Below are 17,603 nucleotides of genomic sequence, written 5' to 3'. Positions count from 1 at the left end.
GCCGGTGATGATCGGTGTTGATCGCTGCCCAAGGCCCCACTTACTTCAGCGGCACGTAGATATCCGTTTGCCACTGCTCCAGCGGCGTTTCCGGGTACACGCTCAGGTACTGGAAGAACAACGGATGGTCGCGCAATTCTTCATTGCTCGATGGCAGCCAGTCACGATAAAGCGGGTAGATGGTTTCGCCGATGTAGTCAGGCGAGCCGATATGCCGGATCACGGCGCAACGCCCGGCCGGGATGACCCGCTCATGCACGGCGAAATCGTTGGGCTGCACAGCCTCATCAATCTCACCGCAAACGGCAAAGCGAAAAGCGTCGGGCGGGGTGGTGTCGGGGTTGTCGTAGGGAATGCCGAACGTGCGGCTGCTGGCCACCGGCGACTGGCCGCTGTGCATGCGCCATTGGCGAAAACGCGCGACGCTTTCGCCGACCAGGCCGGGTGGCCCTCGGTGCTCGAGCGCGGCTACGCGGGTTTCGGCGAAATCCACGATACGGATCTGCATGGTGATACTCCTGGAAAGGTGTGGAACAACGAATACCGCACTCCAGGCCTGCCAGTTCGGCGCCTTGGCGAACACGCTGGGCGCCATGCCAAAGGCACGCTTGAACGCTCTGGAAAAGGCTTCGGGGCTTTCGAAACCGGCGCCGAATGCGGCTTCCAGGACGGGCATTGCGGGTGAGGCGACCAGCTGGTGCGCCGCGCGTCGAAGCCTCATCAGTTGCACATACCGCGAAACCGGAATGCCCATGTATGCCGTGAACTGCCGATGGAAGTGAAACGCCGAGAAGTTGGCGATGCGGCTCAGGGCATTCACCGACAGGTCGCCTTCAAGGTGGCTGTCGATGTAGGCAAGCACGGCTTCGAACCGCTTTGCGTAGGTAGGGTTGTGCTGTGAGTCAGTCAACGAACGGAATCTCCGGAAGGTGCGGTGAGCGCTAGCATCCGTTGTTCAGGCATCGAGGTGCCTAGCCGTGATTGCTCAATCGGGGATTGTCTTGACCATGCCGTGGATGACGCCAGTGTTGACGGGTGTACCGCGCTACCGGCCAGTTAAGCAAGTTGGGCCGCAAAAGCGGCCCCTGTAACGCTAGCTGACAGGTGGGTCAATCCACCCGCACGAACTCGTTCTTGGCCATTTCACTGCCGCCGACGGCTTCCAGGCGCTTGCCACCCTCCAGTACGCGCACATTGATCAGTGCAAGCCCGTCCTTGTTGCGCGCCGTGACCACATCATCCTTGCGCTCCCACTCTTCGACCTTGACCTTGCTGCCATTGGCGATGATGTAGTCCTTGGAGAACTCCCACTTCTGCTTGGGGCTTTTGAAACCCATCACCGTGGTGGTGGCTTCGTAAGTCCCTTCCAGGGCGTCGTTGCCGCAGCCGGCCAGTACAAAGAATGGCAGCGCTGCGAGTACCAGTTTGAACGTACGCATGTGATTTCCTTATCGGTTGGTTTTGATGGTGACGCATCATGAAGGCGGAGTGCCTGTAGCAGGTCCATGGACATCCGCATGGGCGCTACGCCGCGGGATTATACAGACCGGGCCTGATCAGCAAAGTTGCATGCGCCAGGGTGCTTGAAACCTTGACGAAGTTGTCTGGGCTGGTGGGGTAGAGCAGCCGTGTTTTTCAGGCAAGGCTGCAGGGTGAGTACCAGGGGGCCGCGGAATCGATGTGAACGTGTTTCTGCTTCTTGGGCAGGAACGGGGTATCAAGTGTGCCCAGGGCTATCGAAACCCAGTCGGCAAAATCACCTTGGGACCGTGACCAGAACAAGCTTGAGCCGCACGCGACGCAAAACTCGCGCACTACCGTCGGTGAAGAGGCGAAGGTCTTGATGTAGGTAGCACCGCGTAGTATTCGCAGCATATTGCGCGGCACGCTGCCGTACGAAGCGAATGCGGCGCCATGACCTTTACGGCATTGGCTGCAATGGCAATGGCTCACTGCCTTGGGTGGGGTGAGTAGCAGGTAACTGACCGCTGTGCATAGGCAGCTTCCTTGGTATACCTCTGTCATTGGTGCTTCCGTGCAGGATGAAAACGCCAGCCTAAACGCCCAGGCCTGATCAGTCGACTGGCCGTAACTGACGTCCATCGTGCACAGGGTGCTTGACCCTGAAGTGGCTATAACCCTCAGTCTGGTCGTTAGTTTGCCTCTACTAGGAATTCATCATGGACAACCGTATTCCTCCGCCCCTGGTTGCAACCCTGTTCGGTCTATTGGCCTGGTTCGCGGCTCGACACTTACCGGGAACCTTGGAGGTGACTGTCGAATGGCGCATTGGCCTGGCGCTCGTGGTATTGCTAGTAGGCGTAGCTGTTTGTCTGGCCGGCGTGCTTTCCTTCCGTCAAGCACGCACTACGGTCAACCCGCTGAAGCCTGAAACAGCTTCGGCACTGGTCACCGGGGGCATCTACACCTATACACGCAACCCCATGTACCTAGGCTTCGCCACAGCCCTGATTGCTTGGTCAATCTTTCTCGCCTGGCCGCCAGCACTTCTAAGCGTGCTGGGCTTCGTAATCTATATGAACCTCTTCCAGATCGGTCCGGAGGAACGGGCCCTTGCCAGTCGTTTCGGCAGAGCGTTCACGCAGTACTGCAAACAAGTAAGGCGTTGGCTTTAGATAACGAAACGTCTGCCAGCCGAGGCGAGTTCTCGATGGGATTGAGCCTTTTTGATGCGCCCTGTCAGTGCTGCGCGCTATCCACCGCGATGCCTTCGCCGGATACCTCGGTGTAGCGGGCACTGCGATCGGCAATGGCGTAATGAATCAACCCGCCCAAACCTGCCCCAAAGAACCACGAAAACTGCGACAGCGTATCGAACGCCGGCACCAGCGCCAGCACGATGGCGATCAGCGCAGCCGGGATGAACGCCGCTACAGCGCGCAGGTTGACCCCACGGTTGTAGTGATAGGCAGCCTCTGTACTTTCGCTGTACAGCTGCGGCAGGTTTACCCGGCTGCGGCGAACCAGGTAGTAGTCGGTGACGATGATTCCGTACAGTGGGCCGAGCAGGGCACCCAGGCCGCCGAGGAAATACACGATCACCGACGGGCTGTTATACAGGTGCCAAGGCAGGATCAGCACCGCGATGGCGGCGCTGAGCAAGCCGGCGCGGCGGAAGTTCAGCAGGTTCGGCGCGAGGTTGGCGAGCACGTAGGCCGGGGCGACGAAGTTGGCCATGATGTTCACCGCGACGGTGACGATCAGGAAGGCCAGGCAGGCCAGCACCAGGCCGGCGGTGTTGGGGATGGCGGCGACGATTTCGGTCGGTCCCTGCACCAGCTTGCCGTCGATGCTGAACTGCGCGCCGGCCAGTACCACGGCGATCAGCGCGAAGCCGAGCATGTTCACCGGCAGGCCCCAGAAGTTGCCCACGCTGATGGTGCGACGGTCTGGGCAGTTACGGGTAAAATCGCAGAAGTTGAGAATCATGGTGCCGTACAGCGAGACCCACAGCGCGGCGGCACCGAGCACTTTCAGCCACATAGTCGAACCGGTTGGCGCGTTGCCGCTGGACCATGAAATCGACAGGCCACTGCGCCAGTACATCCAGCCCGCCAGGCAGGCAAAGGCGACCAGAATGATCGGCCCGGTGATGGACTCGAAGCGGCGCACCATCTCCATGCCGTAGGCAAAAATCGCCACCTGCACGCACCATATGCCTAAGAAGGTGATCCAGCCCAGCGTCGACAGACCGAGGATCGAGTTCTGGTCGTAGGCTTTGAGGTCTGGAGCGATGGCGGTCAGCAGCACGCGCAGCACGACCGAGGCGAGGTAGGTTTGTATGCCGAACCAGGCGATAGCGATCACCGCGCGGATCAGTGCCGGGATCTGCGCACCATGAATGCCGAAGCTGATACGGCACATGACGGGGTAGGGCAGGCCGGTCTTCTGGCCCATGTAGCCCGACAGGTTCATCAGGCCGTAGATCACCAGCGCACCAAGCGCGAAGGCGGCGAGGATCTGCGCGCCGCTCATGCCCAGTGCGAACAGGCCGATGGCGAAGGAATAGTTGGCGATGTTATGCACATCGTTGGTCCACAGCGCGAACAGGCTGTAACGCCCCCAGGTGCGATTGGCCGCGCGGGTCGGGGCAAGGTCGGCACTGTACAGACGCGGGCTCAACGCCAGCTGATTGGGCTCGGCCGTATCGGCGGGGAGAACATCAAGCTGACCAACATCGGAACGTGAAATCGACGCCATCGGGACTCCATGATGGTTGTGTACTTTTATTATTGAATTTGTATACACACAAGATTCATACCAACCCACGCGTTCGGTTGAGGCCAGCCTTCTATAGCCTTCATTCGGCATTTTTGCGTGATACGCCTCGCCGAGAAGTGGGTATTTTGTGCACATTTTTTGTGCAAAGTTGTTACCGCACGCGCCAGGCGGGGATGCTTACCTGTTCACCAGGTTGAGCTGACGCGCTGAACGGGTGGCTTTCAAGGGAATGTTCGGACTAATCTGCCAACAGGATTCTATGGGGGCTTTTCGATGTCGAATGTATCGCTCGGACTGGGTCTGTTACTTGCCGCTGCCTTGGTCGAAGCAGCCCCATTGCAGGTGCCCACCCCGGCCGCACTGAGGAGCCAGCTCGAAAGCCTCAAGCCTGGCCAGTTTCTCTGGTACCCGCAGGTTTCGCCGGTAGGGCCGGTGACCGTGGTGGTGAGCCTTACCGAGCAACGTGCCTACGTCTATCGCAATGGCATTGCCATTGGCGTCAGTACCGTGAGCAGCGGCAAGCCAGGCCGGGAAACCCCCACCGGGGTATTCAGCATTCTGCAGAAGAAGGTCGAGCACAAATCCAGCCTCTACAACAGCGCGCCGATGCCCTATATGGAGCGCCTGACGTGGGACGGCATTGCCTTGCACGCTGGCCATCTGCCGGGCTACCCCGCTTCGCATGGTTGTGTCCGGTTGCCGATGGACTTTGCCAAGAAGCTGTACGAAGTCACCGGTTTCAGTTCGACGACTGTCATCGTTTCCGATACCAACAGTGCGCCGGTGGAGGTCTACCACCCCGGCGTGCTGGCGCCTACGGTCAGCGATGGCAAGGCCCAAGGCCCGCTGGTATTGAACAACCAACAGTTCTGGAACGACCCAGACCCGACGGCTGGGCCACTGTCGATCCTGATCAGCCGCGCCGACTTGCGGGCCTACGTGTTCCGCGGTGGCCAGTTGATCGGTTCGGCGCCGGCACTTTCGGCTGAAAGCGGCCAGCATCGCAGTGGCATGGCGGTGTATTCCCTGTTGCAAAAGCCATCCAGCTTGGCACTCGATGGCGGGCTACCCTTACGCTGGTCAGTGGTGGGCTTGAGCAACCCGGAGTATGGGAATACGCCTTATGAACAATTGGGGCAATTGAACATCAACCCGGAATTTCGCCGTCATCTACGAGCGGCAATGGACGTTGGCACGATGCTGGTGATCACTGACTGGGCGTCTACTCGGGATACCCGCAGCAATGGACAATTCACGGTGATCAGCACCGAGGGCAGTGAAGAATCTAAACCATTGGTCAAGAAATGATCGGCAATCTTCAGTAAATCAAGCAAAGTAGCGGTTTTTGGCTGCAAACAAGGCAGATAAGACACGTTTTCAACAGGGTACCTATGTCGATGCTTGAACCTTTGCGCGGAGCCGTCCGGCTCTCGGTGGCCAGTATTGGCCTGTTTTTCTTGAGCGCCTGGCCTGCTGCCTACGCGCAATCTCTGCCTAGTGCTGCCGAGCTGCAGCAGTTGGCGCCGAACGCCAACCTGTCCACCTTGGCCCTGGCCCTTACTGCCTATTCATGCGCCAGTCACAACGACGCGAACAAGTTGCTGACGGTGATCGATTACTCCAAGGCCTCGCGTGACAAACGCCTGTGGGTGTTCGACCTGCGGGCCCGGAAACTGCTGTTCGAAGAGTGGGTCGCCCATGGCAAGAACAGCGGCGCCGATGTGCCGACCACGTTCTCCAACGCGCCGAACAGTTACCAGTCCTCCATCGGCCTGTATGAAACCGGCCAGACCTACAGCGGCAAGCATGGCCGCTCGCTGCGCCTGCAAGGGTTGGAGCCGGGGTTCAACGACAACAGCATGTCGCGGGCAATCGTGATGCATGCCGCCGCGTATGCCGACCCCAAGGTTGTGCCCGGCCTAGGGCGCCTGGGGCGCAGCCAGGGCTGCCCTGCCGTTCGGCCGGCCATTGCCGGCAAGCTGATCGAGACGTTGCAACGCGGTAGCTATGTGTTTGCCTATTACCCGCAGCAGAACTGGCTGAAAACATCACGTTTTCTCAACGCACAGAGCTGCCCGCTGGCAAATCAGTCGCTCGCCAGCAAGTAGAGGCAACGGTGGGTAGTTACTGATTACCCTTGGCCTGTTGCTCCAGGTGCACCTGCAACGTCGGATCGATTTGCAGTGCGCTGGCCAGTTCGTCCAGGTAGGCCCGCTCTGCGGGCTGCTGGTCATCCACCAGCATCACGCTAGCCAGGTACATTTCGGCAGCCATGGCGGGGTCCTGGGCAGACTGTGCCACCTCGGCTGCATCGAGTGGTTTGCTGACCTCCTCATCCAGCCATTGCTGCAGTTGCGGGTCGCTGGTGTGGCGTTTGATTTCGGCGTAGATCAACTGTTCTTCTTGCTCGTCGATGCGACCGTCAGCCTTGGCTGCCGCGATCAATGCGCGCAGTACCGCATGGCTGTGGCCTTCGGCTTCGGCGCCCGACAGTTGATCGACCGTACGCATGGCCTGTTGCGGGGCGGCTGCCTGGCTGCGTTGCCAGCTTTGATAGGCCTGGAACGCCATCATGCCCAACGACGCCAGCGCGGCATAATTGGTGCCACCCGCAGAGCGGCCCTGGGTAGAGCCAAGCGCGCTGCCGCCACCCAAAAGCCCGCCCAGTAAACCACCAAGACCGCCAGCGCCACCCGTTGCACTGCCGCCGCCAAGCAGCCCTCCCAGCAAGCCGCCCAGGCCGTCTTGCGATGCCAGGCCGCCGTTCCCTTGTTGCGCTCGCGAGCCTTGTCCGGCGCGCAGCAGCTGTTCGAGTAGATCAGTCGTGTTCATGGCACCGCCCTCGGTCGGTAGTCGTTGCCCAGACAAGCAACGATAGCCCCCTCGAGGCGAACTGCCATGACCGTTTGGCAGACTTGGCCCAGAAGGGCCAAGGTCGGGTCAGGCACCCATATGGCAGGTGCTGCAGCCAGGGTACTGGCTCAGCCTCTCATCACTTCGTCCAATGCCTGCTCAAGGGTGCTGACCGTGCGCTCGATATTGTGCAGCTTTTCGAGCCCGAACAGGCCGATGCGGAAGGTCTGGAAGTCGGCTGGCTCGTCACATTGCAACGGCACGCCGGCGGCTATCTGCAGGCCGTGATCGGCAAATTTCCTGCCGCTCTTGATATCGGCATCATCGGTGTAGCTCACCACGACGCCCGGTGCCTGAAAGCCCGATGCGGCCACGCTCTTGATGCCTTTACCAGTCAACAGGGCGCGCACCCGATCACCTAGCGCCTGTTGTTCCGCGCGGACCTTGTCGAAGCCGTAGGCTTGCATCTCGTTCACCACGTCGTTGAACCGTGCGAGCGAATCGCTGGGCATGGTCGCATGGTACGCATGCCCACCTTGCTCGTAGGCCTGCATGATCTGAAGCCACTTTTTCAGGTCGCAGGCAAAGCTGCTGCTCTGTGTGTGCTCGATGCGTTCGAGGGCCAACGCGCTGAACATCACCAAGGCGCAGCAAGGTGAGGCGCTCCAGCCTTTTTGCGGTGCGCTGATCAGCAGGTCGACCGCGCACTTGTGCATATCGACCCAAATCGTGCCGGAGGCGATGCAGTCCAGTACGAACAGGCCACCCACTGCATGCACGGCATCGCCGACGGCCCGCAGGTAATCGTCGGGCAGGATAATCCCTGATGAGGTTTCAACGTGGGGCGCGAAGACAATCTGAGGCTTGTGCGCCTCAATTGCCGCCAGCACTTGCTCCAGAGGCGGTGGCGCGTAGGCCGCCTGGCGCCCCGTGTCGACCGGTCGGGCTTTCAGCACCGTGGTGGCCGCCGGGATGTTGCCCGTATCGAGGATTTGGCTCCAGCGATAACTGAACCAGCCGTTGCGTATCACCAGGCATTGCTGGCCAGTGGCAAACTGGCGCGCAACTGCTTCCATGCCGAATGTACCGCTGCCCGGCACTACCGCAACAGCCTGGGCGCCATAGACCTGTTTCAGGGTCTTGGAAATGTTCTTCATCACGCCTTGAAATGCCTGAGACATGTGATTGAGCGAGCGGTCGGTGTACACCACCGAGTACTCGACCAGCCCCTCAGGATCAATACTGGAGTAGAGCGTTGACATGGGGTGACTCCTTGGCAGAGATGTCCGTGGTATCGACCCTGCCCTAAGCCCTGGCAAATGACAAGACGGGGCAGGGCGGTGTGCGGCTTCGGTCGACCTTATCAACAGCCTCACCGGTACCGGTGACCGCTAAACTTTGCTCTAACCGTAGATTAACTATTGCCTGTCTGTTGCTTCAGCCAGTGTTGCACGACGCCAAGCGACTCAGGCTGCTGCAGCTTGCGTGGCCACACCAGATAGAACGACTTGTCGAGCCTGAGCTGCTGAGCGAAGACTTGAATCAGCCTGCCGGCGACGATGTCATCACTGACGAACGCCAGGCTGGCCAACGCAATGCCCTGGCCACTGATGGCCGCATCAATGGCCAATGAGGTCTGATTGAACCGCAGGTTCTTGGCGGTCGGTTGCACGTGTTGCGGAAACACTGCAGCAAGGAACTGAGGCCAGAAGTTATGGGCATCGTGGAGCATGATGAAATCTTGCAGTTGCTCGAAGCTGGCGGGGACTTGGCTGCCCTCGAACAACGCAGGGCTGGCCACTGCGACGATGCGATCCTCCATCAACAGTTCGCTGTTCAGGCCTGCGCCGATTTCGGGCTTGCCATAGCGGACGGCGATATCCACGCCATCGGTGTTGAAGTGGGACAGTCGATCTGTAGCCAGCACACGTAAATCGATGTCCGGGTGGCTTTGCGCAAAACTGCCCAGCCTGGGAATAAGCCATTTGGAGGCAAAGGTCGGGGTAACGCTGACCGTAAGGTGCGCTGATTGTGGCCGCAGCAGGCGTGTCGCCTCATCGATCATGGCCAGGGCACTGCGGATGCTGCCGCTGTAACCCAGCCCTGCATCGGTCAGTGCCAGGCCCCGGGGCAGGCGCTCGAACAGGCGAAGGTTCAGGCTTGCCTCCAGCCCGCGTATCTGTTGTGCAACTGCCGCCTGGGTCACGCCCAATTCTTCGGCGGCCAGGCGGAAGTTAAGGTGGCGGGCGACCACTTCAAACACGCGTAGCGCATTAAGCGAGGGCAATTCAGGGAAACCGTTTGGCATGACGTTGGCAATGGCCGGGCTGGAAAAATTCATTGCCGAGGCTACTCCCTGAGCACCTTTAAAGAAACCCGCGCCAGCGCCTTCAATTCAAGCGCCTGAACCTCAAGCGCTCTTTTCGCGGCAGCGGTTTTTCATCGTGCAGCTTGACTCGTGAAATTTTTAGTGTAATTTTTCATGAAAAATAAACATAAAAATTTCACGGCAGTCCGAAACGATGAAGATGCACGAAGAGGTTGAAGCCCTCGCGATCCTTATTCACGACCTGCGCAAATTCAAGAACCTGACCTTGGGTGAACTGGCCGAGCGCATCAACCGCTCTGTCGGTTTTCTCTCCCAGGTCGAACGCGGTGTTTCACGCCCGACCGTGGCGGACCTCACCGCTATCAGCGAAGCGCTCGGCGTATCCACCGCGTACTTCTACAACCTGAGCAAGCCCCGCAGCATCGGCTGGGTCACGCGCCCCCATGAGCGGCGCACGCTGTACCTGGAGTCGGGCATTACCGACGTGCTGGCCTCGCCGACCATCGCCGGCGCGTTCGCCATGCTCGACAGCCATCTCGAGCCCGGCGCCACCAGTGGCGAGGACTACCTGAGCGATCGTTCCGAGCAGGGCTGCTTCGTGCTCGAAGGCGAGCTCACGGTATGGCTGGACCAGGGTGACGCCGTGACCCTGCACGCCAACGACTGCTTCCAGCTGCAACCCCACGCGCAATTCCGTTACGCCAACCTGACGGAAAAGACCACCCGTGTGCTCTGGGTCTTCAATTGAATTCGTTCACCTCACAAGGATAAGAAGATGAGTGTCATCTTTCCGGATCTGCTGGCTGAAGTGCGCTCGTTCCGAGCAGAACACCCGGCATTACGCTATGTCGACTTGATTGCACTGGATATCCCCGGGCATTTCTATGGCAAGCGCTACCCCATCGACATGCTGGAGAAAGTCGCAGCCGGTGCGCCTTTGAAGCTGCCGCAGAACTGCGTGCTGCTGGGCACCCAGGGTGGGCTCTACCCGATTGGTGACTACTGCTTCGCCGACGGCGACCCGGATGCCGCGCGGCGCCTGGTACCGGGCACCCTCAAGCCGGTGCGCTGGGAAAAGGAAGTGATCGCCCAGATGCTCATCACCTCCGACGGCACTGCCAAGCCGATCGAGTTCGAACCCCGAGAAGTGCTGGCTCGCGTGCTTCAGCGCCTGGCCAAGCGTGGTATCCGCCCGGTGGTGGCGTTCGAACTGGAGTTCTACCTGTTCGACCGCAAGCTCGATAACGGCCTGCCGCAGTACCCGCGCGACACGGCGACCGGGGACGAAGACGACCAACCGAACATGCACATCGAGCGGCTGTCGCGCTTCTCGTCGGTGCTGCACGAGATGGTCGATGGCGCCAACGAGCAGGGCGTGCCGGCGAACGTGATCACCGCAGAGCTAGGCCCCGGCCAGTTCGAAATCAACTTCTCCCACAGCGACGATGCCCTGAGCGCGGCGGACTGGTCGGCGCTGTTCTGCCGCAGTACCCGGGGTATCGCGATGAAGCACGGCTACCGCGCCAGCTTCATGAGCAAGCCGTACCTGGACGCGCCAGGCAGCGGCATGCATGTGCATGTCAGCCTGTACGACGACGCCGGCAACAACATCCTGGCCGGTGCCGAGCAGCGCAAGCTGCGTCATGCGGTGGCAGGGTGCCTGGAGCTGCTGCCGCACTGCATGCCGATCTTTGCCCCCAACCACAATGCCTACCGCCGTTATGGCGCGATGGTCAACGCGGCGAGCAAGGCCAGCTGGGGCTTCGAGGACCGTGATGCGTGCATTCGCATCCCTGAATCCGACCCGCGCAACCTGCGCATCGAGCACCGCCTCGCGGGCGCCGATGCCAACCCGTATCTGGTGCTGGCGGCCATCCTGACCGGGATGGAGCATGGCCTGGACCGTGGCGTGGAACCCATTGCGCCGTTGAACGACAACCGCCAGAGCGGCATCGACTTCCCCAAGGATGCCCTCAGCGCTCTGGCCGCCATGCGTCACCACCCGGTGGTCAACGAAGGCCTGGGCAGTGAGTTCGTGATGGTTTATTGCGAAAACAAATACCAGGAGCAACTGGACTTCATGCGCCACATCGATGCCCGCGAATACCGCTGGTTCCTTTGACTGCTGCGGTCCGAACAGACGCTTTTTCAACGTTTGAATACCACGCGCAATACCGATTTGCCGGAGGAAGATATGCCACGTGTGCCCGTTATTGGCATTACCGCATGCACCAGCATGATTGAGCAGCATGCCACCCAGACCATCGCCGAGAAGTACGCACGCGCGGCCGCCAAAGCGGCGTGTGGGCTGCCCATCGTGATCCCCAGCCTCGGTGACCTGATGGACAGCGCCGATATTCTCGACGTGGTGGATGGGCTGATCTTCACCGGTTCGCCGTCCAACATCGAGCCGTTTCACTACAACGGCCCGGCCAGTGCGGTAGGCACCCATCATGACCCTTTGCGTGATGCCACCACGTTGCCGCTGATGCGTGCGGCCATCGCCGCCGGTGTGCCCGTACTTGGCATTTGCCGTGGCTTTCAGGAAATGAACGTGGCGTTGGGCGGCACCCTGTACCAGAAGGTCCACGAGGCTGGGGTGTTCATGGATCACCGCGAAGGCAAGGGCGAGCCCATCGAAAAGCAGTATGGCCCGCGTCACACCATGCATGTGGAGCCCGGTGGCCTGCTCGACCGCATGGGCTTGCCGGCGATCTTCGACGTCAATTCCATCCACGGCCAGGGCATTGATGTACTGGCCCCGGGGCTACGGGTGGAAGCATTGGCACCAGATGGCCTGGTGGAAGCGATTTCGGTCGAGAACAGCAAGGGGTTTGCCCTGGCCGTGCAATGGCACCCGGAGTTCCAGGTCATGGACAACCCGCAGTACCTGGCCATCTTCCAGTCATTCGGCAAGGCCTGCCGGCAGCGCTCGGTGCTGCGCCAGAGGCTGTTGCTGTCCGCCTGAACAGCCACCTTGCCCACCTACGAAAATACCCGCGCAGCACCGCTGCGCAACTTGATGGAGTGAAGTCAATGAGTGAACAGAATTCGCAGACCCAGGCCTGGCAAGCGCTGAGCCGCGACCACCACCTGGCCCCGTTCAGCGATGTCAAACAACTGGCCGAAAAAGGCCCGCGCATTATCACCTCGGCCAAGGGCGTGTACCTCTGGGACAGTGAAGGTAACAAGATTCTCGATGGCATGGCGGGCCTGTGGTGCGTGGCGGTCGGCTATGGTCGCGACGAGCTGGCCGAGGTCGCCAGCCAGCAGATGAAGCAGCTGCCTTACTACAACCTGTTCTTCCAGACTGCCCACCCGCCTGCGCTGGAGCTGGCCAAGGCAATCGCCGATGTGGCGCCGCAAGGCATGAACCACGTGTTCTTCACAGGCTCCGGCTCCGAAGGCAACGACACCGTACTGCGCATGGTTCGCCATTACTGGGCGTTGAAGGGCAAGAAAAACAAGAACGTCATCATCGGCCGCATCAACGGTTACCACGGCTCTACCGTGGCGGGCGCGGCCCTGGGCGGCATGAGCGGTATGCACCAGCAGGGCGGGGTGATCCCGGATATCGTGCACATCCCGCAGCCCTACTGGTTCGGTGAAGGCGGCGACATGACCGAGGCCGACTTCGGCGTGTGGGCGGCCGAGCAGTTGGAGAAGAAGATCCTCGAAGTTGGCGTGGACAACGTTGCCGCCTTCATCGCCGAGCCGATCCAGGGCGCCGGCGGTGTGATCATCCCGCCGCAGACCTACTGGCCGAAGGTCAAGGAAATCCTGGCCAGGTACGACATCCTCTTCGTCGCCGACGAAGTCATTTGCGGTTTCGGCCGTACCGGTGAGTGGTTCGGTACTGACTACTACGACCTCAAGCCCGACCTGATGACCATCGCCAAGGGCCTGACCTCCGGTTACATCCCCATGGGCGGAGTGATCGTGCGTGACGAAGTGGCCAAGGTCATCAGCGAAGGCGGCGACTTCAACCACGGCTTCACCTATTCCGGCCACCCGGTAGCGGCTGCGGTGGGCCTGGAGAACCTGCGCATTCTGCGCGACGAGCAGATCATCCAGCAGGTGCACGATAAAACCGCACCTTATCTGCAGCAACGCCTGCGCGAACTGGCCGACCACCCGCTGGTAGGCGAAGTCCGCGGCTTGGGCATGCTCGGTGCGATCGAGCTGGTGAAGGACAAGGCCACCCGCGCCCGTTATGAAGGCAAAGGTGTCGGCATGATCTGCCGCCAGCACTGCTTCGACAACGGCCTGATCATGCGCGCCGTGGGCGACACCATGATCATCGCGCCACCGCTGGTGATCAGTGTCGAAGAGATCGACGAGCTGGTGCAGAAGGCTCGCAAGTGCCTGGACCTGACGTACGAAGCTGTTCGGTAAGAAAGGGGCTGCTTCGCAGCCCATCGCCGGCAAGCCAGCTCCCACAGGGTTGAGACATGCATTGCAACTGTGGGCGCTGGCTTGGCTGACAGCCAGCGAACCCTGAAGCATTTTGCTTTGTGAGATGAATCATGTACTTTTCAGGGCATTCATCACCCATCCGAAAGTCGCGATTCAACTATGAAAGTGCACGAAGAAATCGAAGGCCTGGCAGTACTGATTCGCGACCTGCGCAAATTCAAAGGCCTGACATTGGGCGAGCTGGCCCAGCGCATCGGCCGTTCGGTAGGCTTTCTGTCCCAGGTCGAACGCGGCGTATCGCGCCCGACCGTGGCCGACCTCACTGCCATCAGCGAAGAGCTCGGTGTCTCGACCGCCTACTTCTACAAGCTGGACAAACCCCGCGAGCTCGACTGGGTCACCCGCCCTCACGAGCGCCGCACGCTGCATCTGGCCGGCGGCATCACCGATGTGCTGGCATCCCCCACGATAACGGGGGCGTTCTCCATGCTCGATAGCCATTTGCAGCCGGGGGCCAGCAGTGGCGAAGAGTACCTGGACGACAGCTCGGAGCAAGGCTGCTTCGTGCTCGAAGGCGAACTGACCGTCTGGCTGGACGGCGGTGAGCCGGTCACGCTGCGCGCCAGTGACAGTTTTCAGTTGCAACCCCATGCCAGTTTTCGTTACGCCAACCTCACCGACAAGCCCACGCGCGTGCTTTGGGTGTTCAGCTGAGGGGCTTGTGCGTCGCATCCGGCTGGCCGGGAAAGTTGGCCTGCAAGCAATATGCTGGCTGCATGGGGTATCCTTATGCCACGCAAACAACTTCGAAGCAGTGAATGAACGATGGGTTTTGAACAACTAGCTGAGCTACGTGACCGCCTGCGGGCGGAAAAAGGGCAGACCAAGGCCGATAGCCCGAAACCGCCCAAGCGCAAGTCGCCCGCGCAGGCGAAGCCGCGTGAGCAGGACCCGGCGGTGGCAGCGATTTGGCCTCTGCAGAAGCATTTTCCCTTGGCTTTCCCGGTCAATCCTGCCCCCAAGGTGCCGCTCAAGGAGGGCATTTTCAAGGATGCCGAGCAACACTTGGAGCTGCTTGGGTTAACCCGTGAGCAGCTGAAACTGGGCATTTCTACGTGGTGCCGGGGTGCTCGATACTGGGCAAGCATGGTGGAAGATGCACCGCGTCTGGACCTGAACGGGCAGGCAGCTGGCGTTGTGACCGCCGCCCAGGCACTGCATGCGAAGCAGCAAGCCTCGCGGCAACGTAGCCAGGACCGCCGCAACCGGGCGAAGTCCAAAGCGCAGTCGCAGTCGCAGTCGCAGTCGCAGGCCTCCGCCGCCGACACCGCAGCAGTGCAGACTACCGACTGAATTAAGCCGCGCGTTGCCCTGTCGCCACGCTGGAGGGCAGCCCCTTGCGGGGGCTGCCGCCTGCGTTAGGTGTGTGGCAACTTACCTTCAGATCAAAAATCCTGGATTTACCCTGTTCCGGCCCGCCACGCACACTGCGTGTTCGGTCCAATCACTCAGGGTTTCTCATGGTTTTCGAGGGTGAACGCAATAGGGTCGTGTCAAAGCCCCTGTTCAGCGTGTTCTGTTTTGCCAGTTACTTGCTGTCGTTGTCTTATGGCTCGACCTTCCTGCTTGCATTGCTGGTGGCTACCCAAGGTGGCAACGAGCAGGATGCGGGCCATGTGATCTCAGCCGCCATGTTGAGTACGTTTGCTGCCGTGCTGGTTTCCGGGCACTTGTCAGATCGCCTCGGCGCTGCACGCTCGATTGCTTATTGCGGTCTGGCACTGGTGGCTGCGAACGTGGGGTTTGCCATGAGTGCCAGCCATACAAACCTGATGATGATGTTCGGCTTGCTGCTGGGCATAGGCTGGGGCGTTTTCTATACCCTGGGCCCGATCATCGTGGCAACGATCGTTCCCCCGGCACAGCGCTCGCGCTATTTTGCATTGCTCTCGGGCAGTATGATGAGCGGCATTGGCTCGGCGCCCTTGGTCGGGCGCCTGGCTAGCCAAATGGGTTTGCCGGTCACTGCCACCTTTTTTGTTGCAGCACTGGCTAGCCTGATCGGCGTAGTGCTGTTCTGGCGCATGGCCAATGCGTTCGTCCAATTACCCAATCGCTTTAGCGCATCAGTGTCCAGACTGTCCTGGCAGGCAACGCAAAAAGTCCTGGGCTCAAGGGCTGTATTCCCGATCCTGATGGTAGGCCTGGGCGGTGCGATCTTTGGCGGGCTTTCAAGTTTTCAAACCAGCTATGCCCATGAAAAAGCCCTCGACTACTCGGTTTTCTTCATAGGTTTCATGAGTGCTGCCATTGCCGGGCGCATGTTTGTAGCGGGGGTGGTGGTAAGGCGCGATCCCTATCGGATGTCGTGTCTGCTGTCCGGGCTGATCGTAGTGGCGTTATTGATGTTCAAATACGTTGTTGCCGGGAACCTTGGGTACATCCTGGCAGCGGTCATTCTGGGCGTTGGCTATGGCCTGACCTATTCGGTGATCAACGGCCTCGCGGCGAACGAGGCACCAGAGGGCACAACCACGCAGTCTCTGCTGCTGTTCAGCCTTTCTTATTTTGTTGGTGTATTCGGGTTCCCGTTCCTTGCCGGCAAAATCATCATCGACAAAGGTTTGTCGATGATGCTGTTGATCCTGCTGGGGGTATCCGTGCTCAATTGGTCGATTACGCTCGGACGGCTGGTGTGGCGCAAGGGCAACTTGCACAACGCCATGGCGTAGACCTCACTCGATCAACTCAAGCCATGGCCAGCGCTCCCGGTAGCTGGCAGCTTTTGCCTTGAACAAGTCGGGGCGTGGATTCAGTTCGTTCATCCTCAAAAGGTTGTTCTGCAAGTCTTCCAGGCCATGGGTGCTGTACAACGAGCCCGTGAGCACATCGACGCCCAGGCAGGTCGAGCGGATCAGGTAGCGGTCAATGCCATCGGTAACCTTGTGCAATGCCGAGTAGGTGCCGCCGAATTTCGCTTGGTACCACAGGTGAACGCGGGCCTGATTGCGCACTTCGACGTTGACGCCCAGGTGCGCACACGCCTGCTGAACCTTGGCGATAACCCGGTCTTCTGCTTCCCAGGACAAGTCGGTGTCGAAATAGGCGATGTCGTAGTCCTTGATACCCCACGCGACAGGCCGCCCGGCGCGTTGGTTCCAGAAGGTCTGGAACAGCGCGCCGGCCGTTAGCATGGAGTGAGGCATATCCAGCGTTGGCAAGATGGCCAGCAGTGCCCGGTTTATCGGGTTTTCCTGGATGGTCGCCAGAACCTGTTCATCAGTCAGTGAATACATGGGTGTCGTCCTTGAAGGCTGCTTGCCAAGGAGCGAGTTTACCCTGTGATAGTGGGCACATCCGCGAAGCATGCGATGCACGCAAGCAGCAGCTCCAGTGCTAGGCATCCACCCTCTGCCCCTTGTGCGCCTGGCGCCATTGTTTGGGGCTGACATCGAACCAGCGGCGAAACGCCCGCGAGAACGCGCTGATTTCCGAGTACCCCAGCAGCAATGCCAACTCGGAAATCGGCAGCGCCGACTGCTGCAGGTAATAGGTCGCCAGCTCCTGGCGCACGGTGTCGACCAGGGTCGAAAAACTCAGCCCCTGCTCCTGCAGGCGGCGTTGCACGGTCCAGCTGGGCAGGCGCAATTGCTCGGCTACCTGCTCCAGGCTCGGGTAGCCGTCGCCCAACAGGGCGCGAACCTGGGTTTTCACATCATCGACAATGCCTGGGCGGTTGAGCTGTCGTTTTCAGAAGACGGCT

The 17,603-nt window shown here is 60.2% G+C and carries 18 protein-coding genes and 1 pseudogene; 10 read left to right on the top strand and 9 right to left on the bottom strand.

Annotated elements, in window-relative coordinates; genetic code table 11:
• Window positions 1–40: 40 nt before the first annotated feature.
• The 3 genes from Q9451_RS21675 to Q9451_RS21665 all read right to left on the bottom strand — a co-directional run bounded on the left by Q9451_RS21675 (window position 41) and on the right by Q9451_RS21665 (window position 2,025).
• The gene (locus Q9451_RS21675) at window positions 41–910 is read right to left on the bottom strand and encodes an AraC family transcriptional regulator (RefSeq protein WP_012271436.1); all 870 of its coding nucleotides are present in this window, start codon (window positions 908–910) and stop codon (window positions 41–43) included.
• 199 nt (window positions 911–1,109) lie between these two features.
• Window positions 1,110–1,439, bottom strand: a complete 330-nt coding sequence (locus Q9451_RS21670) for a hypothetical protein (protein ID WP_012271437.1) — start codon at window positions 1,437–1,439, stop codon at window positions 1,110–1,112.
• Between the two features lie 196 nt (window positions 1,440–1,635).
• Window positions 1,636–2,025, bottom strand: a complete 390-nt coding sequence (locus Q9451_RS21665) for a GFA family protein (protein ID WP_071984316.1) — start codon at window positions 2,023–2,025, stop codon at window positions 1,636–1,638.
• A 155-nt stretch (window positions 2,026–2,180) separates the two neighbouring features.
• Here Q9451_RS21665 and Q9451_RS21660 point away from each other — a divergent pair, with 155 nt between their 5' ends.
• A complete protein-coding gene (locus Q9451_RS21660) occupies window positions 2,181–2,636 on the top strand; it encodes an isoprenylcysteine carboxylmethyltransferase family protein (RefSeq protein WP_012271439.1) in 456 nt (151 codons plus the stop codon).
• A gap of 64 nt (window positions 2,637–2,700) precedes the next feature.
• Here the strand turns inward: Q9451_RS21660 and Q9451_RS21655 are convergent, their stop codons facing one another.
• Complete coding sequence (locus Q9451_RS21655) at window positions 2,701–4,221, bottom strand: NCS1 family nucleobase:cation symporter-1 (RefSeq protein WP_012271440.1); 1,521 nt, start codon at window positions 4,219–4,221, stop codon at window positions 2,701–2,703.
• A gap of 294 nt (window positions 4,222–4,515) precedes the next feature.
• On the opposite strand from Q9451_RS21655, the gene Q9451_RS21650 reads away from it, so the two are divergent.
• Window positions 4,516–5,550, top strand: a complete 1,035-nt coding sequence (locus Q9451_RS21650; RefSeq protein ID WP_012271441.1) for a L,D-transpeptidase — start codon at window positions 4,516–4,518, stop codon at window positions 5,548–5,550.
• A gap of 89 nt (window positions 5,551–5,639) precedes the next feature.
• The gene (locus Q9451_RS21645; RefSeq protein ID WP_041166678.1) at window positions 5,640–6,350 is read left to right on the top strand and encodes a murein L,D-transpeptidase catalytic domain family protein; all 711 of its coding nucleotides are present in this window, start codon (window positions 5,640–5,642) and stop codon (window positions 6,348–6,350) included.
• Window positions 6,351–6,366: 16 nt separating this feature from the next.
• On the opposite strand, the gene Q9451_RS21640 is transcribed toward Q9451_RS21645, so the two are convergent.
• The 3 genes from Q9451_RS21640 to Q9451_RS21630 all read right to left on the bottom strand — a co-directional run bounded on the left by Q9451_RS21640 (window position 6,367) and on the right by Q9451_RS21630 (window position 9,403).
• Window positions 6,367–7,074, bottom strand: a complete 708-nt coding sequence (locus Q9451_RS21640) for a tellurite resistance TerB family protein (protein ID WP_012271443.1) — start codon at window positions 7,072–7,074, stop codon at window positions 6,367–6,369.
• Between the two features lie 149 nt (window positions 7,075–7,223).
• Window positions 7,224–8,357, bottom strand: a complete 1,134-nt coding sequence (locus Q9451_RS21635) for an aminotransferase class V-fold PLP-dependent enzyme (RefSeq protein ID WP_012271444.1) — start codon at window positions 8,355–8,357, stop codon at window positions 7,224–7,226.
• Between the two features lie 152 nt (window positions 8,358–8,509).
• On the bottom strand, window positions 8,510–9,403 hold the full coding sequence (locus tag Q9451_RS21630; RefSeq protein WP_049773292.1) for a LysR substrate-binding domain-containing protein: 894 nt from the start codon (window positions 9,401–9,403) through the stop codon (window positions 8,510–8,512).
• Window positions 9,404–9,617: 214 nt separating this feature from the next.
• Here Q9451_RS21630 and Q9451_RS21625 point away from each other — a divergent pair, with 214 nt between their 5' ends.
• The 7 genes from Q9451_RS21625 (at window position 9,618) to Q9451_RS21595 (ending at window position 16,572) form a co-directional block, all read left to right on the top strand.
• A complete protein-coding gene (locus Q9451_RS21625; protein ID WP_012271446.1) occupies window positions 9,618–10,172 on the top strand; it encodes an XRE family transcriptional regulator in 555 nt (184 codons plus the stop codon).
• A 27-nt stretch (window positions 10,173–10,199) separates the two neighbouring features.
• Window positions 10,200–11,546: a glutamine synthetase family protein gene (locus Q9451_RS21620; protein ID WP_012271447.1), complete on the top strand. Its 1,347-nt coding sequence runs from the start codon at window positions 10,200–10,202 to the stop codon at window positions 11,544–11,546.
• Window positions 11,547–11,618: 72 nt separating this feature from the next.
• On the top strand, window positions 11,619–12,392 hold the full coding sequence (locus Q9451_RS21615; protein ID WP_012271448.1) for a gamma-glutamyl-gamma-aminobutyrate hydrolase family protein: 774 nt from the start codon (window positions 11,619–11,621) through the stop codon (window positions 12,390–12,392).
• 68 nt (window positions 12,393–12,460) lie between these two features.
• Window positions 12,461–13,819: an aspartate aminotransferase family protein gene (locus Q9451_RS21610; protein ID WP_012271449.1), complete on the top strand. Its 1,359-nt coding sequence runs from the start codon at window positions 12,461–12,463 to the stop codon at window positions 13,817–13,819.
• A 180-nt stretch (window positions 13,820–13,999) separates the two neighbouring features.
• Window positions 14,000–14,554, top strand: a complete 555-nt coding sequence (locus Q9451_RS21605) for an XRE family transcriptional regulator (protein ID WP_012271450.1) — start codon at window positions 14,000–14,002, stop codon at window positions 14,552–14,554.
• 111 nt (window positions 14,555–14,665) lie between these two features.
• Window positions 14,666–15,193, top strand: a complete 528-nt coding sequence (locus Q9451_RS21600) for a ProQ/FinO family protein (protein ID WP_123108894.1) — start codon at window positions 14,666–14,668, stop codon at window positions 15,191–15,193.
• Between the two features lie 197 nt (window positions 15,194–15,390).
• A complete protein-coding gene (locus Q9451_RS21595) occupies window positions 15,391–16,572 on the top strand; it encodes an MFS transporter (protein ID WP_223296405.1) in 1,182 nt (393 codons plus the stop codon).
• A 3-nt stretch (window positions 16,573–16,575) separates the two neighbouring features.
• Here Q9451_RS21595 and Q9451_RS21590 read toward each other — a convergent pair whose 3' ends face one another.
• On the bottom strand, window positions 16,576–17,136 hold the full coding sequence (locus Q9451_RS21590) for a nucleotidyltransferase family protein (RefSeq protein WP_012271453.1): 561 nt from the start codon (window positions 17,134–17,136) through the stop codon (window positions 16,576–16,578).
• A gap of 100 nt (window positions 17,137–17,236) precedes the next feature.
• Window positions 17,237–17,572, bottom strand: a pseudogene (locus tag Q9451_RS21585) (AraC family transcriptional regulator); the annotation flags it as partial.
• Window positions 17,573–17,603 lie beyond the last annotated feature (31 nt).

It is taken from the genome of Pseudomonas sp. NY8896 (assembly GCF_039634505.1).
The sequence above is the reverse complement of the archived record's forward strand: the minus strand, read 5'-3'. Positions and strand labels throughout refer to the sequence as shown.